This is a genomic window from Amycolatopsis sp. MJM2582 (genome assembly GCF_000754115.1).
GTDB lineage: Bacteria > Actinomycetota > Actinomycetes > Mycobacteriales > Pseudonocardiaceae > Amycolatopsis > Amycolatopsis japonica.
This window is the reverse complement of the sequence record NZ_JPLW01000005.1, coordinates 665,405-690,289: the sequence shown is the minus strand read 5'-3', so window position 1 is coordinate 690,289 and position 24,885 is coordinate 665,405. Positions and strand designations below refer to the sequence as shown.

Here is a 24,885-nt window from a genome sequence, read left to right as displayed (position 1 = left end):
TGTCAGTCCAGGCAGAACTCGTTGCCCTCGATGTCCTGCATCACGATGCACGACTCGTTCTCCTCGTCGGCGAGCAGGACACGCTGCTGCACCGCCCCGAGCGCCGTCAGGCGGTCGGATTCGGCCTGGAGCGCGGCGAGGCGCTCCTCCCCCACCAGGCCGGTGCCCGCCCGCACGCAGAGATGCACCCGGTTCTTGACGACCTTGCCTTCGGGAACGCGCTGGAAGTACAGCCGCGGGCCCACACCGGTCGGGTCACTGCAGGCGAAGCCCGCGTCCTGTTTCTCGGGCGGCAACGTGCGGTTGTAGTCGTCCCAGGTGTCGAATCCCTCCGGCGGCGACGGCACGACGTAGCCCAGGATCTCGCACCAGAACCGGGCGAGGCGCTCGGGTTTCGCGCAATCGAACGTGACCTGTACCTGTTTGACCGACACCATCAGTCCACCCTAATCGCTGTCGAACGGATCAAGCCCGCGGCCCGCAGATCGGCCCATACCTGTGCGGGGACCTTCACTTCGAAGGATTCCAAGTTGCTTCGCGCTTCTTCGGCGGACCGCATCCCGACCGCGATCCCGGCGACCGCCGGATGTTGCAGCGGGAAGGCCATCGCCGCCTGGGGAAGCGTCACGCCGTGCGCCTCGCACACGTCGGCGATCCGGTTCGCCCGCTCCACGACCTCCGGTGTGGCGGCGGCGTAGTCGAAGTACGCGCCCTCGGCCGGCCGCGGCACGGCGAGCAGCCCGGAGTTGAAGATCGACGCCGCGATCACCGAGACGCCGCGTTCCTCGCACGCCGGGAGGAAGGTGTCGAGCGCGCTGTGGTCGAGCAGCGTGTGCCGCCCGGACTGCATGACCACGTCGACATCGGTCTCCCTGACCAGAGTGGTCAGCATGGCCGTGTCGTACATACCGGCGCCGATCGCGCCGACGATCCCTTCCGACCGCAGCTCCGCGAGGGCCGGATAGCCGTTGCGCAGCGCGTCGTCGAAGTACTCCTCGGCGTCGTGCAGGTACAGCACGTCGATCCGGTCCAGGCCCATCCGCTCCAGCGAATCCTCGACACTGCGCCGGATCCCGTCACGGGTGAAGTCGCGGACCCGGCGGTGCGCCGCGGGGACGTGGAAGCCCGCCGGATCCAGCTTCCCGTCAGGTTCCTGGGGAATCAGCAGGCGGCCGACCTTCGTCGACAGGACGTAGGAATCTCGCGGCCGCGAGCGCAGGAACTCGCCGACGCGGCGCTCGGAATGCCCGATCCCGTAATGCGGAGACGTGTCGTAGTACCGGATCCCGCCGTCCCAGGCCGCGGCCAGCGCCCCCGCCGCGGTGTCGTCGTCCAGTGGCGCGAACAAGCCCCCGAGCGGTCCACCGCCGAAGCCCAGCCTCGTCACCTCGACGTCGGTGCGCCCGAGTCGCTTCGTCTCCATCCACGGCCCCCTCGATCAGCTCGCCGATCACCGTGCCACATCCGGGCGCTTCGCTCGCGCGATTTATTCGCCGGGCCAGTCCGCGCACGTCACGACCCCGAACCCTCGGCTCGGGAAGACGGTGTCCACGAAGAAGTCGTGCATCGCCTGATCCCCGTCGGCGCAACCGTCGCGCAGCACGGTCACGTGATAGCCGCGATCCGCCGCGTCGTAGGCCGTCGCGGCCACCATCGCGCTGGTCGCGACCCCGGCGATCGCGACGGTGTCGACGCCCCGGGCCCGGAGCACCAGATCGAGATCGGTGCCGGCGAACGCGCTGGCCCGGCGTTTCAGCACGACCACGTCCTCGTCGGCGACCGGCAGGTCGATCTCGGTCCCGGCCGAGCCCTCGTGGAAGGTGTCCCCCGCTTCGTGGAACGACTTGAACAGAGCGTTCCCGGCGGGCAGGTCGGTCCCGTTGCCGCGGAGTGCGAAGTGGACGAACACGACGAGCGCGCCGGCCGCCCGCGCCCGCGGCAGCAGACTCTTGATCGGCGGCAGGACTGTTCCGGTGAACGGGTAATTGCCCGTGATACCCCGTTGGAGGTCACCGATGATCAACGCGGTGGTCATGCGGGCAAGCTACCCGATCGTCCGTATACAACCGGCCGCGCGAGTGGCTAGCCTCCGGCGGGTGAGGATCAAGAGTGTGCTGCTCGCCGTCCTGGTGACCGCCGGAATCGTGATTCCCCCGCCCGCCGTCGCCGCGGCGGATCCGTCGGGCTGGGTGGCGCCGCTCAGCACGCGCGGCCGCTACATCGTCGACGCGACGGGCGACCGGTTCAAGCTGAAGGCCGCCAACTGGCACGGCGCGAGCGGGACCTGGACCGGTTCGGGCGACGTGAACGATCCGGCCTCGCACCACGCCGGTGAGATCGCCTACCAGACGCCGCTCGGGCTGGACCGCGCGTCGATCGACACCGTCATCGACGGGCTCGCGGAACTGGGCCTGAACAGTGTCCGGCTGCCTTTCTCCAACGCGATGATCCACGACACCAAGCCCGTCCCCGATCTCCCGGCGAACCCGGGACTGCGCGGCCTGACCCCGTTGCAGGTCTACGATCGCGTCGTCGCGCGGCTGACCGCGCGCGGGTTCGCGGTGATCCTCAACAATCACACCACGACCTCGCGCTGGTGTTGCGGTCTCGACGGCAACGAACGCTGGAACACCGCGCAAACCGAGCAGAGCTGGCAGGACGACTGGCTGTTCATGGCCCGCCGCTACGCCGCGAACAAGCGGGTCGTCGGCGCCGACCTGTACAACGAGGTCCGGCGGAACGTCTTCGACGATCCCAACTGGGGCTGGGGAAACGGCACGGACTGGCAACGCGCGAGCCAGCGGGCGGCCGACCGCATCCAGACCGAGGCCAATCCCGATCTGCTGCTCATCGTCGAGGGCATCAACTGGACCGGCCTGCCCGTCGACGGCCTTCCCCACGGAAGGCCGACGCTGGAGCCGGCTCGGACGCTCTCGCATACGCTCGTGGACTCCGGAAAACTGGTCTACGCCGCGCATTTCTACGGCTACACCGGTCCGAACCATTCCGGGGCGACCGGTACCGGCGAGACCCACGACCCGCGCTACCGTGACCTGTCACCCCAGGAACTTCGCGATGTCCTTCACCGGCAAGCGTTCTTCGTCTCGGCGGAGAGCGGGAAGCATTACACCGCACCGCTCTGGATCAGCGAGTTCGGCGAAGGCCGTCACACGACCGACGTGGCGAGCCGTGCCTGGTTCGAGAACTTCGTCGGCTACCTCGCCGAGACCGACACGGACTTCGCCTACTGGCCGGCGGTCGGTTTCCACGAAGGCGGAACGGGCAACGGCTGGTCGCTGCTCTCCTGGGACACCGGCGGCAGGCGCGTCGACGTGCTCGACGGCGCGGACTGGCGTGGCCCGGCTTGGCGACGGCTGGTGGACGCGCCGTCCCGCTCCGGCCGGATCCCCGACGCCGAGCGCTGGTCGATGCTGAACCTCGACTACGCCGATTTCCTGGCCTCGCGCAAGGTTCGCGCCATGACGGACTGGAATCCTGGCGCTCGCAAGGGCGCCTGCCCCGACGGCCAGCGGCTCAGCGGCCTTGCCCATACCGGCAACCGGGGCCTGTGCACCGGCACGTTCGCCGCGCCGACGGGATACGTCGTGGTCCGCGATGAGTCCTATGTGGACACCGACTGGGCCTCCGGCTACACCAAGGTGCAATGCCCGCCAGGGCACGCCGCCGTCGGCTACAGCGTCACCGGCGCGGCGTTCTCCGCGCTCCTCTGCGGCCGGTCCGCCACCCCGCTGGGCAGCACCGGCCGGACGGTCTGGTTCGACCGCGGCGACAACCGGCCGTCCGGGAATCCCGGCGGCGACTTCGCCTCGGGCCACTACAAGGGGCAATGCGCTCCGGGCGAATACGTCGCCGGTGTCGCGTACACGGGCCGTGTCGGCTCGAATCGCACTCCGGACGCGGTGCTCTGCCGTGCCTGAGCGCGCTCAGGCGACGAAGACACAGAACGGATGCCCCGCCGGATCCGCGTAGACGCGCAGCGGTTCCTCCGGGTCGTCGCTGCGGTCGTACCGGAGCCGCCCGCCGAGTTCGAGGACGCGGGCGTGCTGCTCGTCGAGTTCCTCGACCGAGTCCACGGTCAGGTCCAGGTGCAGTTGCTGAGGCACGGGTTCGGGCTCCGGCCAGCTCGCCTCTTCCAGCCGATCGACCTGCTGGAAGGCGAGTTGCGCCCCGCCGTCCGGGTTCCGCAGCACCAGCCAGTCCTTGTCCTCGGCGCCGGGCGGGGGCGTTTCGTCGCCGGGGCGATAGTCCCAGACCAGCAGGCGCCGGTAGAACTCCGCCAGCGCGCGGACGTCGGTGCCGTCCAGCACCACCTGACGGAACTTCGGCCCCTTTTTCCGCTCAACCAAGCCGTTCACCTCTGTTCGAGCACCGCGAGAACCTGCTCGCACCAGCGAATGTTCTCCTGTTCGAACATGATCCCACGGGCCAGGGTCAGATACGGCCCGACGCGGGGCGCCGTGGCGAGGAACTCAGTCTCGGTGGAGTCGCCGAGCAACCGCTCCCGAAGGCGCTCGAACCGTTTGAGCTTCGTTTCGGCGACGGCCATCCGGTCCGCGACGGCGCGCCGGATCGCCTCGTCGTCGCCCGCCTCGGCCGCCTGGACCTGCACCAGCAGTTCGTCGCGGATCGCGGTCGGCTTCGGTGCCCGCGTGGTGAAGCCGGCGAGTTCGGCCGCGCCGGCGTCGGTCAAGGAGAAGAGCCGCTTGTTGGGACGTCGTTCCTGTTCGACCACCCGGGCCGCGACGAGACCCTGCGATTCCATCTTGTCCAGCTCGCGGTAGAGCTGCTGCGGTGTCGCGGTCCAGAAGTTGGCGACCGACGCGTTGAAGCTCTTCGCCAGGTCGTAGCCCGAGGACTCGCCGTCCAGGAGCGTCGCGAGGATCGCGTTCCGCAGCGCCATGGCGCGATGATAAGCACCGCGGCGACTAGTCGCAAAGTTGACTAGACACTTTGTTGGACAGCGGAGCGGTGATCACCTACGCTCGACGGCATCTACTCAACAAGTTGACTATGAGGAGATCGCCATGCCCACGTTCCGTGAAGCAGTCGAAGCGAAGGACGCCGCCGCGATCGAGGCGTTGCTCGCCGACGACGTGGTCTTCACCAGCCCGGTGGCGTTCAAGCCCTACCAGGGGAAGGCGATCACGGCGGCGATCCTGCGCGGGGTCCTGCGGGTGTTCGAGGATTTCCGCTATGTCCGCGAGATCCAGGACGGCGTGCACCACGTGTACGAGTTCGAAGCGACCGTCGACGGGCTTCAGATCAACGGCTGCGACCTGCTGACCTTCGACGCCGAGGGCAAGATCGTCGACTTCAAGGTGATGGTCCGCCCGTTGCGGGCGGCCGAGGCCCTCGCGGGGCGCATGGGTGCCCAGTTCGAGGCCATCAAGGCGGACGCGCTCGGCTGAACGGGCGGGTACACGTGACTGGCCGGACGGCGCGTGTGATCGGACGGACGACACGCGTGACTCGATGGACGACACGCGTACGCGGCCAGGTCCGCCGCGAGTCGTCCGTCCGGACACGCGTGTCGTCCGTCTGATCACGAGTGTCGTCCGTCTGCGGCACACCGGAACTGGACAAGCCCCAGCGGCGGTGTCACGAAAGCCACGTTCGCAACGTCAATGGGGGCCGGCGTCCTGCCGCCGCACCATCTCCGCGATCCAGACGGGCGCGAACGGCGACGTGCAGTTCGGCGGGGTCGGATAGTCCTTGAGCACTTCCAGCCGCTCCCCGATGCCGATCGCCCTCGCCCGGTGCTCGGGGTGCTCGATGCCGATCTGCGCCAGGCAGTGGTTCATCGCCCACTGCAGGCGATCCGGCGCGGTCTTCATCTGCGCCTCGATGACGTCGAGCAGCCCGGCGATATCGAGGCACTCGGGCTTCTTCGCCACCCGTTCGGTGGTCAGGGCCCAGCCGGCGCTCGCGACCACGGGGTCCGGATCGGCGGACCACGCCACGCGCAGCTCTTCGGCGTGCGGATTCTTCTTGACCACGTAATTCACGAGCCAGTCGTGCACCTTCGGGGTGCGGGCCTCGCGCACCATGCGGTCCAGCTCGTCGCGTCCGAACGCCTTCGGGCGGCAGATGAGGAGCGCGAGCAGTTTCGCGGCGGTGTCGTCCGTCGCCCAGAGCTCCAGCGCGAGTTCCTGCTGGGTCTTCAGCCGCTTCGCGAGCGCGCGCAGCTTGCCGAGGTTCACCCCGTGGTCGTCGCCGTGCTTCTCGTTCACCTGGCGTGCGCGCGGGTCCTCGAGCTCGGCCAGTTCGGCCAGCACCTCGGCCGTCGTCGTCCCGGTCACCCGCCCAGCCTACGAGGCGCTCCGGGTGGAGGAGCCACCCGGAGCGCCTTGACCGCTATCCGCGTCGTGCCAGGTCGTCGGCGTGCTCACGCAGGAGTGCGGCGACCCGCGGCCAGCCGACGTTGATCCGCCGGGCCCAGCCGCGATGACGCTGCGCGAGATCCCCCGCGTCACCGTCCTGGACGGTCAACCCGGTGGCGAAGCCCTCCCGGAGGTACCCGCCGTCAGCGACGTCGAGGACGTCCCGGACCGGCTCCGGCGGCCACCCGTCGTCGGGCAAGGGCGAACCGCTCGCCAGCAGGGTGCCGATCGCCCGGTCCCCGAACTCGGCCCGTCCCCGTTCGGCGAACTCCGTGCGGGCACGCGAAACCCAGGCCTTGAGCGCAGCGCCGTCGAGACCGTAATCGGTCGTCCCCGGCATGGTGCGCGTCTCGAAGATCGTCAGCCACGCGCCGACCAGTTCCACGCTCGGGGCGCCGTCGTCCGCGGGCTGGATCCGGGTGCAGAGCTCGACGAACGCGCCGGGGTGCTCGGCGAGGATCCGCTGCAGGCTCCGCGGTTTCCGATGGTGTTTGAGCGCCGCGTGGAACCGCAGCTCCAACCGGGCGACCGCGACGTCCGAACCACCGGCCTCGGCCAGCTGGTCCAGCAGCGGGCCGACGTTCGCGACGGCCTTGCGATCGGGGGCCTCGACACCGTCGGCGGACGCCTGGAGCAGCACTTCCTCGATCAGGGACGCGGGCAGGGCCGCCCCGTCGCGCACCCCCGCCGCGAGCGCCTTGACCGCGGCCCACGGCCGGCGCCGCGCGAGCTGCGTGACGAAGAACGACTCCTGTCCTTCGGGAAGCGGCCACGGACCGACGTGCGTCCAGTAGCCCTCGAGAACCGCTTCGTCGGCGGACTCGAAGAGCTCCAGCGCGTGGTCCACCGGGATGGCCAGGAGATAGTCGACCAGCCGGTCCTGTTCCTTGAGCAGGATCGCGACCTCCTGCCGCCATTCGCCGCCCTGGGACCGGGCCATCTCGCCCGCCCAGCCCGCCGCCCAGTCCTCGCGCCCCAGCTCCGCGAGTGCGTCCTCCCGAAGGTCGTCCGCGGCGACGTGGGCCGCGACCACACCGACCAGCCTGGGCAGGGCACTCTCGGCGGCGAGCGCGCTCAGCCCGGCGGCGCCGTGTTCGCGCAGGACACCGCCGACGGCGTCGCGGCGAAGGCGCCCGATCTCCGCTTCACGCGCCTCCGGTTCGAGGGATTCGCCGCCGTCCAGGTACGGGTTCCGGCCGAACAACAGGCCGTGCCGCCCGGGATTGACCGCGGGCTCGATCAGCTCGGCGCAGGATTCCAGCCATTGCAGCAATTCCTCCGGCAGGGTCCAGCCGGCGCCGGCGTGATGCCGGTGCTCGGCGGTCACCCCGGTGAGCAGGCCCCACAGGCGCAGACGTTCGTCCGCCGAGAGCCGTTCGGTGTCCAGCCGTGTGAAGGCCTCCACGACGCGGTCCCATTGCGCGGCGTTCAGCTCGGGAAGCCGTTCGAAGAATTCGCACCATCGATACGGCCGTTCCGCCAGTGCCGACAACGCCGAGGCGACCAGCTCGTCCTCGAATTCCGGTCCGTCGGCGGCGGCGACCGGCGCCGCCGGGACCGTCCATTCGAGACGGACCTGGGGCCGGCTCGGGCTCGCGAGCAGATGTCCGCGCGGACCGCGCAGCAGGGCGAGAGCCAGCCGCCAGCCCGCCTCCGGCGAGCGACGGCCGATCGCCTTGACCAGTTCCGTCCGCTGCCCGCCGGGCAGGTCGAGGTACGGGTACCACGGCTGCACGAGGGTGATCAGGGATTCGAGCGGCCGGTCGCCTGCCTCCCGCCCCGGCCGCGTCAGCTCGGCCAGCAGGGAGACCACCATCGGCAACGCGTCGTCGGACCAGCCGACCGTTTCCAGCGCCGCGATCAGCCCCTCGGAGGTGCCGCTCAGCGGCGACGGGTCGCTGGTCAGCGCATGGTCGACGGCACTGAGGAACTCGTGAGGAGCGGCTTCGGCGAGCAAGGGCAGCACATCGGCGAGCGAACGCCAGAGCACTCCGTCCCCGTCGTCGTTGGCCCGGCCGAGCACTTCGCGGACGAACCGCGTGGCGTGGTCGGCGCCCGAGACGCCGCCGGACAGCGCCGTGTCCCCCTCGGCGGCCAGGAGTGCCGCGCTCCGCGCCAGTCCCTGCCGCATGTCCGCCGACCATTTCCGGCCCGGCTCCCGCTCGGTGAGCACCTTGACGGCTTCTTCGTGCCAGCGACGCAGATCCTGCGCGCTCAGCCTGCCGTGGAGAAGCGTCCAGGCGTCGTGCGGATCCGCCAGCCGTACGACGTCGCCCGAGCGGGCGAGCAGAGGGTCGTCGCCGGTCTCGGCCCTGGCGAAGAAGCGTGTGAGCTCGTCGATCTCCCGGCCGGCGATCGCGGCGATCTCCTCCAGATCGTGCCGTGCCCCGGCCGACCACCGGCCGATCAGCAGCAACGGCGCGGCGAGATCGCGCTCCAGCGGGTTCACCCATTTCGGAAGATCACCGGCGACGGCGAGCTTGCGGCGCAGGGCACCGAAACTCCGCCGGGCGAGGTCGGCCCAGGCGGTCGCGTCGGCGGACGGGACACCGGCCGCCGCGAACGCCTCCGCCGCCTCGTCGCGCGGGATCCGGGGCAGTACCAGGACATCGCCACCGGCACGGTCCGGCGTGCTCCGCACCACGACGACATGGCCGCCGATCGTCTCCTCTCCCACCTCGACGCCGTCCACCACGGCGACGAACGGCCCGTCCAGGTCGCGGCACTGACGCCAAGCCTCCGGGCTCGACACCCGGACCGCCCGGAGCCCCGGACGGTGGGCCGCCAAAGCGGTCGCGACGAACGCCGCCGCCTCGGTCCGGCTGCCCGCGTACACGGGGAGGACCGACGGCTCGGCGTCCAGCCAGTCGCACAGCCGGTCCATTTCGCGGGCGCGGCCGAGCAGCGGGAGGCTCTCGGGCAGGACGGGACGCGTTTCGTCCCGCCAGGATTCGAGCCACTCGGCCAGATCTTCGAGGCCCGGGACGACCCCGATGCCCAATTCCGGGGCGACCCGGGTCAGTTCGGTGATCAGGCCCGCGATGTCCTGCTCCGCCGTACGTCCGCCGATCCGCCGGTGGGAATCAGCGGTGATTTCCCCGGGCATGACGGCGTCGTCCACCAGGACCGCGACGATCTTCTTGCCGAGCCGCGAGGCCTCGGCGACCTCCTCCTGGACCGCTTCGTCGAGCCCCTCGGTGCCGATCGGCACCACCAGGACGGACGCGGCGTCGCCGGACCGGACGATCCGGTCCTTTCCGAACACGTGACCGAGACTCCGGTCGAGACCGCGGAGCCGGTCCTGGCCGTCACCGGCTCGGACGGTGATGAAGATTCCTGCCATGGTGCGAAATCCTTTCCAGCGAGCACAGTTGTCGATGCGTACGGGCTGTGGTTTCACTCGGCTTCGCCGCGGGCGCGGGCCAGCACCTCCTCGACGCTGAGCGGGCTGGCCGGATGGTGGGTGAGGCACAGCGGGGTGGTCACCCGCTGGAAGCCGAACGCCTCCCCCGACACGTAGAACTGGGCGCGTTCCAGCCGTGAGATGTCGTCGACAGGGCTGCCCTTGGCCCTGGCCAGTTCGTTCGCGGCGGCGATCTGCGCCGGGCTGTTGAGCCTGCCGAAGAACTGCGTCATCGCGTTGCCGACGACCTGGTTGTGCAAGCCCTTCGGCGCCTGTGTCGCGAACAGCAGTCCCAGGCCGTATTTCCGCGCCTGCGAGGCGAGCACGATGGTGCTGCGGGTGCTCGCCGTGAGCGTCCCCGACGCGGCGAGCATCTGTGCCTCGTCCATGACGAAGAGGGCGCCGAGCGGCCGGTCGCCTGCCGGATTCCGCTTGGCCCAGGCGAAGAGTTCCATCTGGAGCTGATTGACGAAGTTCTGCCGCTGCTTCTCCGAAGGCAGCCCGATGAAGCTGATCACCGATACCCGTGCCCGCTTGCCTTCCCCGGGAGCGAGCAGGAGCGCCGGGTCGACGGGCTCGCCGCCGCCCGCCAGGAGGGGGTCGTTGACCATGGAGGCCTTCAGCAGCTCGGCCAGCTCGGCCGCCAGCTTTCGCCCGTCGTTCAACGTGCTCACCCCGTCGGGCAGGTCTTCGAGCACCTCGATGAGCGCGGGCAGGCTCCGTGATCCGGTCCGGGCGTGGTGCACGACGGCCTGCCGCAGCACCGCGAGCCCGACGCTGGCCTTCCCCGTGCTGCCGGTCAGTTTCACCTGCGGTGCGAGTGCCGCCACGGCGACCTCGACGGCCGCGTTGAACTCGTCCTCGTCGTCGAGGACACCGGCGAAATCGGGCAACGGCTGGAACGCGAGCGGCCTGCCACCGGCCCGCCCCGGCGTCCACACGACGACGTCGGTCTCGGCCAGATAGCGCTCGGCGAGCCCGGCGTCGTCCGCTCCCCAGGCCTCGGGCGGCTCCGGCCAGGCGTCGCCGAGGCGGGCGAGGTCGTTGTTCGGATCCAGCACGATCGCGGAAACGCCCTGCAGCGCGCACTCCTCCACGATCCGCCGCAGCAGCACCGTTTTCCCGGACCCCGAACCCGCGAACACCGCGGCGTGCTTGCGCAGGGCCGCCAGCTCGATCCGGACCGGTTTCCCGCTGCCCGACACGGTGCCGAGGGTGACCTCCCCTTCGGCCGCCGGGGACGTCTCGGTGGACACCGCTCGGGGCAATGGTTCAGGCAGGACCTCCGACAGGAGTTCCGACCGGCCGGCGGGCCGCCGGTCGACGAGCCACTCGTGCAGCTCCCGGCTTCCCTCGGCGAACATCTTGTCCAGCGCCCAGAACGTACGGATGTCCGCATCGGACATTCCCCGGGATTTACCGCCCTGCTTGAAGAATTCCTTGAGTTCCGCCTGGGTCTTCACCCCTGGCGACCACGCCGGGTTGCGCAGCAGCACCAGATGCCGGTTCTCCGCGCCCTTCCGGACCCCGGCCGCCGATCGCGCCTTGCGGAACCGGTGCAGCGCGGCGATGTGATGCGACGCCGCGATGGCCCGGAACGCCCAGTGTTCCTCCAGGTCCGACGCTTCGTCCACCGTTCGGGTGAGCCAGGCGTGCAGCTCGTTCCGGTCGCTCTTCGCGCCATGGACCCATTCCATGTTGTCGTTGCCGACCTCGGTGATCCATCCCCGGATCGCGGCCGACAGCAGCCGGGGCATCACCTTGTCCTCGACCTTCGGATCCAGCAAGGCCGACGGTTCAGCCTCCGAGCGGTACTCCTCGAACCGCTTGTCCAGTTCCGCGAACCGATCGGCGGCCATCGCCGGCCGCGGCGGTCCGGCCGAGCGCACACCGCCTTCGTCGAACGTGGTCAGCTCGATCACCCGGCCCGCCCGGACGCAGGCGTCGATGTGCGCGCCGATCCGCTTCAGGACGTCTCGCGGCGACATCTCCTCCCATTCCCCGTCGAAGGCCGACGGGGCCACCGGCCACGTGGGATTGGGAGGAACGAACTTCATCGCCTCGTACGCGACTCCGAGGCGTTTCTCGACCAAGGCCCTGCCGACTTCCGCATCGGTGACCCGGCCGAGGATCAAGGCTTCGCGGAAGCGATCCGGGACGGTGTCGGTGGCCTTCTCCTTGAGCAGCTCCCAGGTGCCGGGGAGGCACGCGAGGACCGTCATGGTCCTTCTGGTCACCTCCCTCAGGCCCATCAGCCCGTCCGCGATCTGGGCGACGAGCAGGTCCTGTTCGTCGCTGTCCCGCACCTGCCGCTGGCCGACGGCGGACCGGGCCACCAGGGTGTCGAGCTGATCGACGGCGATCACGATCGGCCCGGTGAGCGCGAGCAGCCGCGTGATGTTCCTGACCTGCGTCTTCGCGGATTTGGGGTCCGACCGGATCCCCCATTTGCGACGGTCTCCGGATTTCGACTCCGCGAACACGCCGAGGTAGTCGTCCCCGACGTAGTTCTTGCTCGGGTCTTCGCTCGCGTAGAGCACCAGTGCCCGCGCCGTGTCTGCGCATTCCCTGGCGACATCCCGATCGAGAGTGCGCAGGCCGTCGACGAACGTGTCGACGTCGGCCCTCGACAGACCACGCCCGTCCAGGATCTTCTTGGTGACGTTCGCATCGATGCTCGCGCGAAGGCAGACGCGCCGCAGGAAGCTGGTGAGCTGAGGAACGCCGGAGCCGTCGAGCCGCGAAAGACCTCTGCGCATCGCCTCGGCGGTGTTCTCCCAGAACGCGTCGCCCGCCGTGAGGTCGTTGAGGAAGAAGTAACCGCGGGCGTCGTGGGCCTGCTTCCGGACGAGCCCGAGCAGGTGGGTCTTGCCCACGCCCTTCTTCCCTTGGAGGACCAGCCCGATCGGGCTCGGGCCGTCGCTGGCGACGGCCTCCTTGATCCCCGAGCTGACCTGCTTCAGCACACCGGTGTGCAGGCCGTCGACGTGATACGGCGAATCACGCCACACGTGATCGGGGGTGTCGGCCCAGTCGAATCGCAGGGCCGCGAGCGCGCTCAGCTCGTCCATCACGGCGCCTCGATCGAGATCAGATGGTTGTCTTCACCGCCGATGCGGATCGCCGCCTCGTGATCGGCGGCCGTGAGCGCCTTGCGATTCGATTCCGGCACCAGATGCGCCTGTCCCGACCGGCTGAGTTCCTTCAGTACCGCGTCGACGTCCACAGCGGACGCTTCGCCGAGCATCGGCCGCAGCTCCACCAACGAGACCCAGTCGCGCGGCGAACGGGACAGTTTGCGGTAGGCGATCCGGATCCGGGACTCGATCTCCTCCACCGTCAGGTCGACCTCGGGCATGAAGAGGTCGGCGAGCCGGAGCTTCTCGCGCCGGAGGTGTCTGCCGAGCCCGCCGAGCACGACGTACAGCGCGCTGCCCAGACTGCCCCTGGGCGGCGGCGCCTCTTCCTGGCTCAGTTCCTCCTCGCACCAGGCCCAGCCGCGCTCGGTCAGCTCGTGGTAGAAGGGACGTCCGCGCTTCTCACTGGCGACGAAATCGAGTTCATTGAGCTGGCGGCGTTCCTTCCCATCGAGTTTGAAACCCACCATCTCGTTCAGCTCTGGGTTCGACACCTCGCGCGCGATCACCATCAGCACGAGCATCGCCGCGGTCTGCTTCTGTCCCAATCGATCCGTCATCCGTGATCCTTCCGTACGTGATTAGCGCTGATCGAGAAATCCGCTGAATCCCTGGCGTGTCACCCTGGCCTCCGAGGTGCGCACGGCCCATTCGATCGCCTCCCGCGTCTCCGGCGGGGCGAGCACGCGATGTCCCGGCGCCGCGTCGGTCGCGCGGACCCGCGTGGCCGACATGAGCTCCTCGGCGAGGTCCTGGACCCGTTCCCGGTCCCCCGCGCCGATCGCGATCTGCAGCTCGGCGACGATCTCGTCCACGAAGCCCCACATGAGCGGCCGGAGCCGGGCGTGCGCGGTCTGCCGGAGCACGCCGGCGACGTCGAGGTCACCCGGTTCGACGAGTGCCGTCGTCCCTCTGAGCTGGTCGACGAGGTTCTGAGCGATCTCCATCGGCCCGCGCGACGGACCGAACTGGAGATGCCGCAGATTGCCGACGTACCCCGGCAGGCTGTTCGGCTCGGTTCCCTTGGTGAGCACCGGGACGACGCGGCGGTCCTGCCCGAGGGTCCGGTGCAGGAACAGTTCGACCTCGGCCGACTGCCAGCGGCTCACCTCGCGGTCGACGATCAGGCACAGATGTTTCGCGTCGTCCGCGGTCTTTTCGAGCAGCGACCGTTCCCCGGACAACGACAGCACCGGCCGGACACCGAGCTCCACCAGGTACTTCATGAGTTCTTCGGCGAGGTACATCGTCGGCCTGGTCGTGCTGACCCGGACGTCGTGGGAGAAGGTGCGTTTCTCCGCCCGGACCGCGGCGACATAGGCGTCGCGGTTCTCCGCGAGCAGGTCCGTCCGGTCGAAGTCGTGCGCGACGACCGCCGCGACCGTTTCCAGCGCGAAACTGATCTGGTCGGCGGTCGGGCTGATCTCCGTCATCACCGGAAGCTGTTCGCCGAAGGTCCAGAAGGAGACGTACGGCAACGTCAGATGTCGCGACATCACGTCCGGCGAGACGTCGCGATCGAGCCAGCTGCGGAACAGGTCCTTGGTCTCTTCGAGACAGATGCGCCGCCACTCCTCCGAGCGCGCGTACTCTTCGCGGGCGTCGAACCTCGACAGCACCGGCAGGACGGTCAGCTGCGGCCGGTCGTAAGGCATGCGGTCGCGCGCGGCGTTGGCGCGTTCGGCGATGTCAACCGCACCCCGCATGCTCTGCACGTTCGCCGTGAAGAGGACGACGAGCCGGTCCGGAAGATGGGCGGTGCAGATACCCCCGATGTCGGAGATGCCCGTGCGGCTGTCGATGAGGACGTAGTCGTAGGCGGCCGTCCACTGTTCACGGCATTGTTCGAGGTAGTCGCCGAAACCCTGCTCGTACAAGCCTTCCCAGTCGAGATCCTGCACCCGCCGGACGTAGGCGTCGTCCCCGCGGCCGGCGGTGATGACGTCGAGCTTCACCTTCCCGGTCAGCCGGGTCGTATGCGCGCCCGGAGCCAGCCTGCCTGCACGGAAGTCGTCGATCAGGTCCACGACGCCGCCCGACGGGGGCGCGCTCATCATCGGCCGGAAGTAGGTGTCCAGACCGGGCGCTTCGAGGTCCCAGTCCAAACACAACACCCGATATCCCCAGCGTGCCAGGAGAACGGCGATATTGGCCATGGTGAAGCTCCGGCCGACACCGCCCTTGAAGGAGTAGAAGGTGACCACGGTTCCCGGCATGGATCAGAACCTCGGCAGCTTCGACGGTCGCGGCGGTTCGGGCGGTGGTGTTTCGATCGGCCACTCCGGAGACCACGGCGGTGCCTGCTCGATGATCTCCACCAGTTCCTTCACCATCCGCCCCAGTTCGTCCTCGAACTCGATGTACTCGGGGGTCTTCTGGTACTGCGGATGCGGTTTGTTCCAGTCCCGGAAACTGCGCATCCGGCGTTCGTGCGCCCAGGCCGGGTAGTAATCCGAGTCGCTGAAGATCACCGGATAGATCAACCGGCCCGCCTTCGCCACGCCCTCCCGCGCGACGATTTCCTCTCGCTTCGCCATCGTGTGCCATTCGGCGAGGCACCGCTCGTCGCGAAAGTACTTCGGGGAACAGACCGGGATCAGGATCCGGGCACGCTGCAACGCCTCGCGTACTTCCCGAGGCCAGTTCCCGCCGACGGCGACACTGTCTTCGAGAAATATCTTGACGTCATAGTCGACATTGTCGTCCAGAAGTCTCTGCAGCCGAGGGTGGAAGTGATTCCGCACCCAGTCCGGGGCGTCGCCTCCGCCTCGGCGATAGCTGATGAACACGTCGTACTCGTACACGAGCGCCATCGCTCCTTCGCCCCCGGATCCGTTTGACAGCACCGATCGTAGGGGCCGAAGACACTCTCAAAAAGGTCCAAAAACACGACAAAAACTGGACACGGCGTCGCATACGAGTCCACGAAAGACAGAAAGATGACAAGCGGGAGACAATGGATGCCCCGCGCGCGTCCGATCGCCGAGAATGCGACCACCCGGCCTGCCGGGCACCCTTCACTGACAGGAGTTTCGATGGCCGACAACGAGCCACCGCATGTGTTCGTCACTTACGCACATGATTCACCGGAGCACAAGGAACGGGTCCGCCGCTTCGCGGATTTCCTGCACGGCCGGATCGGTCTCGAAGTGCACCTTGATCAATGGGACGACGGCGAACGTCGCGACTGGTCGTTGTGGGCGTTGAAGCACCTCGACACGGCGAATTTCGTGGTCGTCATCGCCTCGCCCGACTACAAACGCCGTGCCGAGGGAAACGCGGCGTTCGACGAAGGACGCGGCTCCCAGTTCGAGGCGGCGCGGATCCGCGATCGCCTGACCAGGGATCTCGGTGGTGAGATCAAACGGATCCTGCCGGTCGTGTTCCCCCAGCAGTCCGTCGACGACATCCCGAACTTCCTCAATCCGCACTCCACCACGAGATATCCGGTCGACGTGTTCACCGAGGAGGGTGTGGAGGATCTTCTGGCCGCGATCACCGGCAGGGCCCGGCATCAGCGCCCCGAACGCGGCCAGTGGCGTGGCGGCGCGGTGAACGCGGCGGGCCCCGGCAAGACCTCGGTCGCGACCGGCCTGGAATGGCGGGCGTGCAGCGACGGCATCCGCACCGAAGGCGCGCGGATCAACGACGTGCACTATAAGGACAGCATCGTCTTGCGGGCGGCGGAGCGGCTCGCTTACGTCGAAGTGGACCTCGGGATGGCCTACCGGAAATTCACCGCGACGGCCGGCGTCCTCGACGACGCGGCCGAACCCTTCCAGGTCGGACACTTCCGCGTCCTCCTCGACGGGCGGCCGTCACCGGAGGTCAAGGTGGCGCTGGGAAAACCGGCGAAGATCGAAGTCGGCGTCACCGGTGTGCTGAGGCTCCGGCTGGAGTTCCACCGTCCGGGGACGACGGAGAGCAGGTGGCTGCCGGAACTGGCGTGGGGCGATCCCGTGCTGGAGTAAGGCTGGTGGCGCTGTCCGGCCGCGCGGCGTGGCGAGCCCGGTTCTGTTGAGGGTAGGGCAAACGTGGCGTGGTCGGTGCAGGTGGTCGTGAGTGGCGTTTCGGGTTCTAACCCGAAACGCCACTCACGACCCGCGCTTGACCAGGGCCGGAGGCTCCCTTCGCCGCATTAGACGCAGTGAAGGGGGCCTTCACACGCATCTGCTGTGACTGCTGGGACTGGTGGTGTCGCACGGCCGCAGGTGGCGATCGTGTAGTCCGTGAAGGCCTCCTTCCCTACCTTCAGGGTAGTGAAGGAGGCCTTCACGGACCTGCGGCCAACAGCCACTCACGACCTACGTGCGAAACCCCACGTCACCCTTGCCCCTCAAGAGAAGTCCTCCTCCTCCACCAGTTCCCGCAGCTTCACCAGCCCCCGGTGCTGTTTCACCCGGACGTTCCCCGGCGACAGCCCGAGCGCGGCCGCGGTCTCGGTGGCGGTCAGCCCGACGACGATCCGTAGGGTGAGCACCTCCCGCTGCAGCTTCGGGAGCCGCGCGACGAGCCTGCCCAGCCGCGCGCCGAGGTCGACGTCGAGCATGTGACTTTCCGGCTCGTTGCGGACCGGCCCGGCCTCCGGCAGCTCGGGTACGGGATCGGACCGGTCGCGGGACACCGCGCGGAAGGCGTCGGCGACCTTGTTGGCCGCGATCGCCCGGACGAGATAGAGGAACGAGCCGCCGCGATCCTCGTACACCGGCAGCATTTTGAAGACCGCGAGGCACACCTCTTGCGCGACGTCGTCGGCCGACAGGTAGGAGAGGTCGCGTCCGCCCATCCGCGCGCGGCAATAGCGCACCAGCATCGGTTTGACGACGGCGAGCAGCCTGTCGACGGCGTCCTCGTCACCGGCCTTCGCCGCCATGACGAGCGGATCGAGCATCTCTTTGGTCAGCCGGCCCGACGGGCGCGGGAGGGTGTCCAAGGCGCGGTAACCCCGGACTTCGCCGCCGATCGGGCGGGTGTCGATGGTCGGCATCGGCTCAGCCCATCACTTTCGCGGTGGAATCGAGCCGCCGCACCTGCGCGAGGAAGGCGTTCATCCGCCACCTCAGGCTATATGCCTTCGCCGTATCGCCGAAGACCTTCTTCTTGTGCAGGATCGCGGCCAGTTCCCCGACGGTGCGTCCGTCCGCCTCGGAGATTTTGAGGGAGATCCCTTGCCGGATTCCGTCGGATTCCGGGGACCGGGCGATCATCGGGTTGCCGTCGTCCGCGACGGACCAGCCCTTCCTCGCGATCTTCTTCTTGAAGACCTGGCGCAACTGCTGCCCGGTCAGCGTGGTTTCCACCCGCCGCGGGCGGAAACCGTGTCTCTTGAAGGCGATGTAGCCCAGGTACACGACGGCGATCACGACGAGGATCAGCACACCGGACGTGCCGTTTCCCTCGCTCGTGGTGTCAAGGGCGATTCCCATGTTCTCTCCCGGGCGTTCGCGGTCCGAATGCCCGATAATCGAGGAAATCACGGACGGTGTTGCGCACCGGAGTTTGTTGTCCTGATTTTGTCCGTTGCCGTTCGCCGGAAAGCGGCCAGATCAAGGACACCTTTCGCCAGGGCGCGATCATCGGTAGCGAAACCGGCCTCTGGATCGATCCCTGCGCTGTCGAATCGCCACGATCACGGGGAGAGCGCGGATGACGGATCGTTTCGATGTCTTGTTGTGTTTCACCGCGGAGGGTGCGGCCCCGGTGGACGAACCGGAAGCGGCACTTCGCGACGCGGGGCTCCGTGTTCTCCGGGACACCGCCGTCGACGAGTTCGCCGACGCGCTCGCGAACTCCCGTGTCGTGCTGGTCCTCTGCTCCCGTGCCGACCGGGCCCTGGTCGTCGATCCCGGGGCGGACGGCGAACAGGCCGTCGATCCGCGGGACCTGCCCGCCTTCGCCTGGCTCGTCCGGCGCAAGGTGGCCGACGCCCGCCGCGGTCGCCCGGCCCGGATGGTCGGGCGGTATCGCGAACTCCTGGCGCTCCATCGTGGCCTGCACGCACACCCGGTCCTGATGGTGCGAGGCCTGCCGGGTGTCGGCAAAACCGTGTTGGCCGAACAGTACGCCCGCCTCTTCCAGGACACCTTCGACGGCGGTGTCCTGCGGCTGGGCCCGTTCGGGCAGCACGCGCCGGAAGAGGTCCTGTCCCAGTTCCACCTCGCGCTGGCGCGCGCGGCAGGCGACCGGCTGGGCACCGATCTGTCCGGCATCGGCTTCGACCGGCTGCGCGACCACGTCGCCGAACGGATCGGCGCGGACGGGCGTCGCGTTCTCGTCCTAATCGACGACGTGCCGCCAGGGCTCCCTCCGGACGTCCTCGAACGGCTGCTCCTCCCGACCTCAGCGGTGTCCACAGTGCTCGTGAGCCGGTTGGAGAATTCTCCGTGGGACGTCGCCACGCTGGACCTCACCGGGTTGACACCGGCCGAAGGGTTCAGGCTGTTCAGCGACTACCGCGCACCGGCCGACGACATCGAGCGGGAAGCGGTGCTCCGTCTCGTCGAACACTGTGGCGGGCATCCGATCACGCTGCGCGCCAACGCTTTGGCCGTGCGACGCCGGGGTGAACCGCTCGCGTCCTGTCCGGACACGGCACCGCCGGCGATCCGCGGTCTGCTCGCCGGTCGCGGTCCGGTCGCCGCCGGGATCATCCGCCTCGGCGCGATGCTGGCACCGGCCCCCTTTCCGCTCGGCATCACCCGTGACGTGCTCGGAGACGGTTCCGTGGAAGCCGTCGGCGATCTGGAAGAACAAGGTCTCGCCTCGCTTGTGGACGGCGGGTTGCGGCTGCAACCCCTCGTCGCCGAGGTGGCCACGGCGGGGCTCGATCCCGGCGACCTGCCCGCGTCCGCGGCGAAGTCCTTGCTACGCCTGCTTTCCGACGAACGCGCCGAGTACCGGGACTTCCTCCTCCAGCATGCCCGCGCCCTGGCCGAGCGCACGTCCGCGGCGCTCCGGCTCCGGCTGCTGCGCCCGGTCGCGGCCGCTCACGAACGGCACCGGGATTTCTTCGCCGCCGGCGAGGTCCATGCCATGATCCTGTCCACCGAAGGCGCCACGAGCACGGACTTCGTGACGGCCGCACGGGTGGAGATCGCCTGCGGGCTGTACCCGGAGGCGGTCCGGCACGCCCGGCACGCGCTGCTGGTTGCGGCCGACGACGACGAGCGATGCGAGGCCAACTTGGTCGCCGCACAGGCATTCGACTGTCAGGGCGACTACGGCGCCGGTGAACGGACTTTCTGGAACGAGCTTCCCTGGCGGGGTGAAGCCCGGCCATCCGCGGTCGTGGCGCGCGCACAGGCCCTGCGTCTCCGAGGCCGGGCCAGGGAGGCCATCGCCTCGCTCGACACGGTCCTGCCGGAGCTCCACGACTCGCCATCCGGCGACCTCCTGCCGTCGGCCCTGCTGGAATACGCCCGCGCCCTGCTGCTCGACGACCGGCCGCGGCGGGCACGCGAAGCCGCGGCGGAGGTGACCGCGGCGTTCCACGCCACCGGAAGGAAGCGGCATTTCCGGTGCGCCGAAGCCGAATTGCTGTGGGCGGAGGCGACGGTCACGCTCGACCTCCGAGACCTTCACCCGGACCGGTCCGTCGCCGCCCTGCGCGAACTCGAAAGCCGGTATGGACGGCGTCACGGCGCGGAGAGCCCGGCCGCCTTGACCGCCGCGGCCCTGGCCGGCCGCGCGCTCCTGCTGCGAGGGCAGCCGGAGCGGGCCCTGCAGGCGTTGAGCGCGACCGAGCGGACCGTCCTCCGCGTCTTCGGTGGCGAGAACCGCTTGCGGTACCGGATCAGGCACGGCATGGCCCTGGCGCACGGACAGTCGCGCGACTTCGGCCGCCAAGCCGAACTCCTCGAGGAGATCCTCCAGCCACAGATCCGCTTGCTGGGCGTGACCCATCCGGAAACCCTCGAAAGCCGGCTCGACCTCGGCCTCGCGCTGGCCTTCAGCGGACGCGACCAGTACCGGCGGGCCACCGACCTGGTCGACGGCGCCGCGCACGACATCGTCGCGACGCTCGGCCCCGCGACGGAGTTGTCCGAGAAGGCGATCGCGGCGAAACGGGTGCTGCGGGGCACGGCGAGTCAGTTCTCCGACGGCCGCCAGCGCACTCCGTAGGCGAAACCCGGTGTCAGGTGCCGGAACTGGACGTGGACCTCGCCCGACGCGTCCGGCGTCAGGAAGCCCCCGCGTGCCGCCTCGTCACTCGCGTCGTCCTGGAAGACCCGTTCCAGCAGGACGACTTCCACCGGGATCGGCAGGGCGAACCGGACGTGCAGATCGAACAGATCCACCGGATGCCTTGGGACGCAGACGAAATGCGGATGCCTGAACTCCGCCCGGAACCGCAAGGCGATCTCGTGTTTGCTCAGCCGCTTGAGCGGGCTGGGCAACCGCAACGCCAGTCCGACGCGATCGGTGGACTCCATCACCCGTCCGGTCAGCCGTCCACCGTGGAACACGTCCACGCGGAGATCCTCACTGCCGATGGCCTCGCCCCGGTAGACCGAGTCGGTCAGGGTGAGGGCCAGGTCCAGTTCGGCGATGTCGTCGGCGTCGGCGACGATCCGGCGGGATTCGAGGACCTCCGGCACCGGCTGGTCGAGTGCCACCGCCACGCGCAGTTCCTCCGTGTGCCACCGTCGGCTGGGCTGAGTCGCTTCGGCCTCGTCGGATTCGCTTGTGGACGCGGCGGCGACCTCGGCGAGCTGCTCGATGCCGTCGTCGATCCGGCGACGGGCGGTCCGGTCGTCGCGCTGCAGATGCTTGGCCAGCCAGCGCACCCGATCCTGATAGAACGGATGCACCGCGTCCGGATGCAGCCCGAGCGCGGCCAGCACGGCGGTGCACAGGTCCTCGGGCAGCGAACGCGCCCAGCCGGACAGGCATTCACCGAGCGTCCGCCGGATGGCCGCGTTCCCCTCGTCTTCGGCCATGCCGCAGACCGCGCGTAACGCGGGTCCCGCCCGTTCGGCCAGCTGAGGGGCCGCGATTCCCCGGCCCCTCCGAAGCAGCTTCAATTCGCCGGCCAGATCCGCAGCGCTGACGGTCACCAGTCCTCCCCTAGTGGTTCAAGCACGGTCGTCAATAGTCACCAGCCCGGCGGCCCGTGTCCAGCCGGTGGCGGCGGTGTATCGCCGATCGTTATTTTGGGTTTTCCTTTCCCGCTCATACGGGAAACAGGAAACTCCTTGTCGCTCCCGGACCGGCGACGCATTCTTGGTGAGCCGCCCCAATTCGCGGCGATAACACCTCAACCAGCGGTTTTCCCGCGTTGTCGAGTGCTGCCCTCATGCGCTCACCGAAGGAGTCGGAATGACCGTCAAGTGCTCGCTTTCGCTGCTCTTACGGATCGCTTTCTGGCTGTGGGTGGTCGCGCTCCTCATCGGAGTGGCGCTCGGCAACGCGATGGGGACCGCGCCCGCGAACCCGGTCTCTCCCGTGGTCGCCACACACGGAAAGGAGGTGGACTGACCATGCAGACCCACGCCATCGGCCTGATCCTGGCCCTGCTCGGCATCGTGTTCGGCTGAGGACACGGCATGGAACACACCCGCGTGCGGCGGCCGGATCCGCGGATCCGGCCGCCGGACGGAAGCCACTGCCGGAACATCGTCCGCACGGCCATACTGATCCTCCGACGAGGATGGGGGCCGATGAACGAGAGAGCAACGTTCGGAGCGGAGTTGCGTCGCCGCCGTAAAGCGGCGGGCCTTTCGCTCACCGAACTCGCCGCACGCACTCACTACAGCAAGGGTTACCTCAGTAAAGTCGAGACCGGGATTTCCGCGCCGAATCCCGCACTCGCGGAGTTGTGCGAAACGGAACTCGGCGCGGAAGGAGAGTTGAAACCGCTGCTTCCCGGCGAACCCGTGCGGCGGCGGACACGGCCGGACGTCAGACCGTCCGGTCTGCCACCGGCGACCTCCTCCTTCACCGGACGGGCGGCCGAACTGCGGGCGATCCGCGCGGCGCTCGAAGCCGACGGGGGTGTCTGCGTGGTGTCCGGCATGGGCGGTGTCGGCAAGACTGAACTCGCGGTGCGCTGCGCGCACCGGCTGGAGTCCGGGTTCGCCGACGGCTGCCTGTTCGTCGACCTGCGCGCCGAAGCCGGCGAACCCGCCGCGGTGCACGACAGGCTGCTTCGCATACTCGGTGTCCCCGCGGACGGCATCCCGGCCGAGCCCGCCGATCGCGCGGCGCTGTACCGATCCCGGCTTCGCGGCCGCAGTCTGCTTCTCGTACTCGACAACGCGGTCAGCGCGGCGCAGGTACGCCCGTTGCTTCCCGCCGAACCGAAATGCCGCGTGCTGATCACATCGAGGTCCAGGCTGAGCGCGCTCGACGACGCCGCGCACGTCTCCTTGGACATGCTCCCGCTCGACGCGGCGGTCGGCCTCTTCACCGCGATCACCGGCGTTCCCGCCGACCCCGCCGTCACCCGGGTGGTCCGGCGCTGCGCCCGGCTCCCCCTCGCGATCCGAATCGCCGCGGCGCGGCTTCGCGCGCATGCCGCGTGGGACGTCGCGGAACTCGACCGGCGGCTGGCGGACGAATCGGCCCGCCTCGGTGAACTGGACGACGGCGAACGCTCGCTCGCCGCCGCGTTCCGGCTGTCCGTTCAGCAGTTGAGCACCGCCGAGGCGAGACTGTTCGGGCTGCTCACCGTCCATCCCGGAACCGACGTCGACGTCCATACCGCGAGCGCGTTGAGCGCGCTTCCGTTCCGGGAGGCCGATCGGCTGCTGGACCGTTTGCACGAAGCCCATCTGCTCACCCAACCGGACTCCGACCGATACGGATTCCATGACCTGTTGCGCGCGTTCGCCACCGAATTCGTGCTCACCGACGCGGAGGACGGCATGAAAGCCTTCGGCAGGCTCACCGATTTCGCGGTTCGGACCGCCGCTCGGGCCGACCGGGAAATCACCCCGCACCGCTACTTCCCGGAGATCGTCTTCGACCCCGGCGTCCCGGAACCGGCCAGGCTGGACGACAGCGAGATGGCGATGTCCTGGTTCCGCGCCGAATGGCCCGGCCTGGTGGCCCTGTGCCGGACGGCGGGCGAACGCGGCGAACACGAGCGATGCTGGCAGCTCGCCTTCTTCCTGCGCGACTTCTTCTTCGTGGCCAAACTCTGGGACCCGTGGCTGGAGACCCACCGATGGGCGCGTTCGTCCGCCGAAGCGCTCGGGGACACGTGGGCGCTGGCCACCACCACCGCCAACCTCGGGGTCGCGCACGTCGATCGCGGCGACCTGGACGAGGCTTCGGCGTACTACGGCGAAGCGCTCGCGCTGTTCCGGCGGATCGGTGACGGGCACGGCGAGACCACCACCCTCGCGCACAACGGCTGGGCCGAGCACTACCGGGGCAACCACGACGACGCCTTGCGGGATCTCCGGCAGGCGCACGCGTTCTACGTCCGTGACGGCAATCGCCGCAACGCCGCGATCACCGACCGCGGCATCGCGCTGGTGCTGACCGCGCTGGGGCGGTCCGAGGACGCCGCCGCGATCGCCGGCCGGACGCTGACCGTCTTCGACGAACTGGGGCTGGATCTCGACGCCGCCATGGCGCTCAATTGCCTGGGCTGGGCCTGGTACCACGCGGGACGCCACGACCTGGCCGCCTCGGCCTATCGTGCCGCCGCGGAGCGGGCGGAGGCGTGCGGGAGCCGGTACGAGACCGCTCGCGCCTACACCGGGCTCGGCAATGTCGCGGCCGCGGAAGGCTCCCCCGAACTGGCGGCCGACCTGTGGGATCGAGCCGACGAAACCCACCCTGACCTCGATCGGGTGATGGTCGGCGAGGCTCGGGTACGGAGGGCGTGACCGCTCAACCGGCGTAACGGGCCGCGAGGCTGCTACGGTTGGCCTGTCGCGGTTCAGACACCAGCCGCCGGGTCCCTTTTCCGGGTCCGGCATGCCCATGGGCAGCA

At 69.1% G+C, this 24,885-nt stretch carries 20 protein-coding genes; 6 read left to right on the top strand and 14 right to left on the bottom strand.

Annotation, left to right across the window (positions count from 1 at the left end; all coding sequences use genetic code 11):
• Positions 1–2 precede the first annotated feature (2 nt).
• The 3 genes from ED92_RS31040 to ED92_RS31030 all read right to left on the bottom strand — a co-directional run bounded on the left by ED92_RS31040 (position 3) and on the right by ED92_RS31030 (position 2,035).
• Positions 3–437, bottom strand: coding sequence for a VOC family protein (locus ED92_RS31040; RefSeq protein WP_037344416.1), 435 nt, complete (start codon positions 435–437; stop codon positions 3–5).
• The gene (locus ED92_RS31035; RefSeq protein ID WP_037344414.1) at positions 437–1,423 is read right to left on the bottom strand and encodes an aldo/keto reductase; all 987 of its coding nucleotides are present in this window, start codon (positions 1,421–1,423) and stop codon (positions 437–439) included. The genes ED92_RS31040 and ED92_RS31035 overlap by 1 nt, the downstream gene beginning before the upstream one ends.
• A 63-nt stretch (positions 1,424–1,486) precedes the next feature.
• The gene (locus ED92_RS31030; protein WP_037344412.1) at positions 1,487–2,035 is read right to left on the bottom strand and encodes a cysteine hydrolase family protein; all 549 of its coding nucleotides are present in this window, start codon (positions 2,033–2,035) and stop codon (positions 1,487–1,489) included.
• Between the two features lie 76 nt (positions 2,036–2,111).
• Here ED92_RS31030 and ED92_RS31025 point away from each other — a divergent pair, with 76 nt between their 5' ends.
• Positions 2,112–3,938, top strand: coding sequence for a glycoside hydrolase family 5 protein (locus ED92_RS31025; protein ID WP_369797441.1), 1,827 nt, complete (start codon positions 2,112–2,114; stop codon positions 3,936–3,938).
• A 6-nt stretch (positions 3,939–3,944) separates the two neighbouring features.
• Here the strand turns inward: ED92_RS31025 and ED92_RS31020 are convergent, their stop codons facing one another.
• Positions 3,945–4,367: a VOC family protein gene (locus ED92_RS31020; protein ID WP_037344634.1), complete on the bottom strand. Its 423-nt coding sequence runs from the start codon at positions 4,365–4,367 to the stop codon at positions 3,945–3,947.
• A 5-nt stretch (positions 4,368–4,372) separates the two neighbouring features.
• Positions 4,373–4,921, bottom strand: a complete 549-nt coding sequence (locus ED92_RS31015) for a PadR family transcriptional regulator (RefSeq protein ID WP_037344409.1) — start codon at positions 4,919–4,921, stop codon at positions 4,373–4,375.
• Positions 4,922–5,045: 124 nt separating this feature from the next.
• Between ED92_RS31015 and ED92_RS31010 the strand changes: the two genes are divergently transcribed.
• The gene (locus ED92_RS31010; protein WP_037344407.1) at positions 5,046–5,429 is read left to right on the top strand and encodes a nuclear transport factor 2 family protein; all 384 of its coding nucleotides are present in this window, start codon (positions 5,046–5,048) and stop codon (positions 5,427–5,429) included.
• A 213-nt stretch (positions 5,430–5,642) separates the two neighbouring features.
• Here the strand turns inward: ED92_RS31010 and ED92_RS31005 are convergent, their stop codons facing one another.
• Genes ED92_RS31005 through ED92_RS30980 form a run of 6 tightly spaced genes read right to left on the bottom strand, consistent with a single transcriptional unit; the run spans position 5,643 to position 15,754 of the window.
• Positions 5,643–6,320: a DNA alkylation repair protein gene (locus tag ED92_RS31005; RefSeq protein ID WP_037344405.1), complete on the bottom strand. Its 678-nt coding sequence runs from the start codon at positions 6,318–6,320 to the stop codon at positions 5,643–5,645.
• 55 nt (positions 6,321–6,375) lie between these two features.
• Positions 6,376–9,744: a hypothetical protein gene (locus ED92_RS31000; RefSeq protein WP_037344402.1), complete on the bottom strand. Its 3,369-nt coding sequence runs from the start codon at positions 9,742–9,744 to the stop codon at positions 6,376–6,378.
• A gap of 53 nt (positions 9,745–9,797) precedes the next feature.
• Positions 9,798–12,875 (bottom strand): ATP-binding protein, encoded by a 3,078-nt coding sequence (locus tag ED92_RS30995; protein WP_037344401.1) that lies wholly within the window; start codon positions 12,873–12,875, stop codon positions 9,798–9,800.
• On the bottom strand, positions 12,875–13,501 hold the full coding sequence (locus ED92_RS30990) for a hypothetical protein (protein WP_037344399.1): 627 nt from the start codon (positions 13,499–13,501) through the stop codon (positions 12,875–12,877). Before ED92_RS30990 ends, ED92_RS30995 begins: the two co-directional genes overlap by 1 nt.
• Positions 13,502–13,522: 21 nt before the next feature.
• On the bottom strand, positions 13,523–15,157 hold the full coding sequence (locus ED92_RS30985; protein ID WP_052120940.1) for a CATRA system-associated protein: 1,635 nt from the start codon (positions 15,155–15,157) through the stop codon (positions 13,523–13,525).
• Between the two features lie 3 nt (positions 15,158–15,160).
• Positions 15,161–15,754: a TIR domain-containing protein gene (locus tag ED92_RS30980; protein WP_235213400.1), complete on the bottom strand. Its 594-nt coding sequence runs from the start codon at positions 15,752–15,754 to the stop codon at positions 15,161–15,163.
• A gap of 222 nt (positions 15,755–15,976) precedes the next feature.
• Here ED92_RS30980 and ED92_RS41465 point away from each other — a divergent pair, with 222 nt between their 5' ends.
• Entirely contained in the window at positions 15,977–16,912 is a 936-nt protein-coding gene (locus tag ED92_RS41465; protein ID WP_052120938.1) for an SEFIR domain-containing protein, read from the top strand.
• Positions 16,913–17,277: 365 nt separating this feature from the next.
• Here the strand turns inward: ED92_RS41465 and shbA are convergent, their stop codons facing one another.
• Both shbA and ED92_RS30965 read right to left on the bottom strand, forming a co-directional pair.
• Complete coding sequence (gene shbA / locus ED92_RS30970; RefSeq protein WP_037344398.1) at positions 17,278–17,928, bottom strand: RNA polymerase sigma factor ShbA; 651 nt, start codon at positions 17,926–17,928, stop codon at positions 17,278–17,280.
• 4 nt (positions 17,929–17,932) lie between these two features.
• Complete coding sequence (locus tag ED92_RS30965) at positions 17,933–18,367, bottom strand: hypothetical protein (protein WP_037344397.1); 435 nt, start codon at positions 18,365–18,367, stop codon at positions 17,933–17,935.
• A 220-nt stretch (positions 18,368–18,587) separates the two neighbouring features.
• Here ED92_RS30965 and ED92_RS30960 point away from each other — a divergent pair, with 220 nt between their 5' ends.
• Entirely contained in the window at positions 18,588–21,062 is a 2,475-nt protein-coding gene (locus ED92_RS30960; protein ID WP_037344396.1) for a hypothetical protein, read from the top strand.
• Here the strand turns inward: ED92_RS30960 and ED92_RS30955 are convergent.
• On the bottom strand, positions 21,029–21,997 hold the full coding sequence (locus ED92_RS30955) for a hypothetical protein (protein WP_233629988.1): 969 nt from the start codon (positions 21,995–21,997) through the stop codon (positions 21,029–21,031). The genes ED92_RS30960 and ED92_RS30955 overlap by 34 nt on opposite strands.
• A 262-nt stretch (positions 21,998–22,259) precedes the next feature.
• Here ED92_RS30955 and ED92_RS42820 point away from each other — a divergent pair, with 262 nt between their 5' ends.
• Positions 22,260–22,418 (top strand): hypothetical protein, encoded by a 159-nt coding sequence (locus ED92_RS42820; RefSeq protein ID WP_158634322.1) that lies wholly within the window; start codon positions 22,260–22,262, stop codon positions 22,416–22,418.
• Between the two features lie 182 nt (positions 22,419–22,600).
• Positions 22,601–24,778 carry a tetratricopeptide repeat protein gene (locus ED92_RS30950; RefSeq protein WP_052120965.1) on the top strand — a complete coding sequence of 726 codons (2,178 nt, stop codon included), beginning with the start codon at positions 22,601–22,603 and terminating at the stop codon, positions 24,776–24,778.
• The last annotated feature ends 107 nt before the right edge of the window (positions 24,779–24,885 follow it).

Bases quoted from the DNA above. Each gene is read 5' to 3' on its own strand.
- ED92_RS31040 (WP_037344416.1), bottom strand. From the start codon at position 437: ATGGTGTCGGTCAAACAGGTACAGGTCACGTTCGATTGCGCGAAACCC.
- ED92_RS31035 (WP_037344414.1), bottom strand. From the start codon at position 1,423: ATGGAGACGAAGCGACTCGGGCGCACCGACGTCGAGGTGACGAGGCTG.
- ED92_RS31030 (WP_037344412.1), bottom strand. From the start codon at position 2,035: ATGACCACCGCGTTGATCATCGGTGACCTCCAACGGGGTATCACGGGC.
- ED92_RS31015 (WP_037344409.1), bottom strand. From the start codon at position 4,921: ATGGCGCTGCGGAACGCGATCCTCGCGACGCTCCTGGACGGCGAGTCC.
- ED92_RS31010 (WP_037344407.1), top strand. From the start codon at position 5,046: ATGCCCACGTTCCGTGAAGCAGTCGAAGCGAAGGACGCCGCCGCGATC.
- ED92_RS31000 (WP_037344402.1), bottom strand. From the start codon at position 9,744: ATGGCAGGAATCTTCATCACCGTCCGAGCCGGTGACGGCCAGGACCGG.
- ED92_RS30995 (WP_037344401.1), bottom strand. From the start codon at position 12,875: ATGGACGAGCTGAGCGCGCTCGCGGCCCTGCGATTCGACTGGGCCGAC.
- ED92_RS30990 (WP_037344399.1), bottom strand. From the start codon at position 13,501: ATGACGGATCGATTGGGACAGAAGCAGACCGCGGCGATGCTCGTGCTG.
- ED92_RS30985 (WP_052120940.1), bottom strand. From the start codon at position 15,157: ATGCCGGGAACCGTGGTCACCTTCTACTCCTTCAAGGGCGGTGTCGGC.
- ED92_RS30980 (WP_235213400.1), bottom strand. From the start codon at position 15,754: ATGGCGCTCGTGTACGAGTACGACGTGTTCATCAGCTATCGCCGAGGC.
- ED92_RS41465 (WP_052120938.1), top strand. From the start codon at position 15,977: ATGGCCGACAACGAGCCACCGCATGTGTTCGTCACTTACGCACATGAT.
- shbA (WP_037344398.1), bottom strand. From the start codon at position 17,928: ATGCCGACCATCGACACCCGCCCGATCGGCGGCGAAGTCCGGGGTTAC.
- ED92_RS30965 (WP_037344397.1), bottom strand. From the start codon at position 18,367: ATGGGAATCGCCCTTGACACCACGAGCGAGGGAAACGGCACGTCCGGT.
- ED92_RS30960 (WP_037344396.1), top strand. From the start codon at position 18,588: ATGACGGATCGTTTCGATGTCTTGTTGTGTTTCACCGCGGAGGGTGCG.
- ED92_RS42820 (WP_158634322.1), top strand. From the start codon at position 22,260: ATGACCGTCAAGTGCTCGCTTTCGCTGCTCTTACGGATCGCTTTCTGG.
- ED92_RS30950 (WP_052120965.1), top strand. From the start codon at position 22,601: ATGAACGAGAGAGCAACGTTCGGAGCGGAGTTGCGTCGCCGCCGTAAA.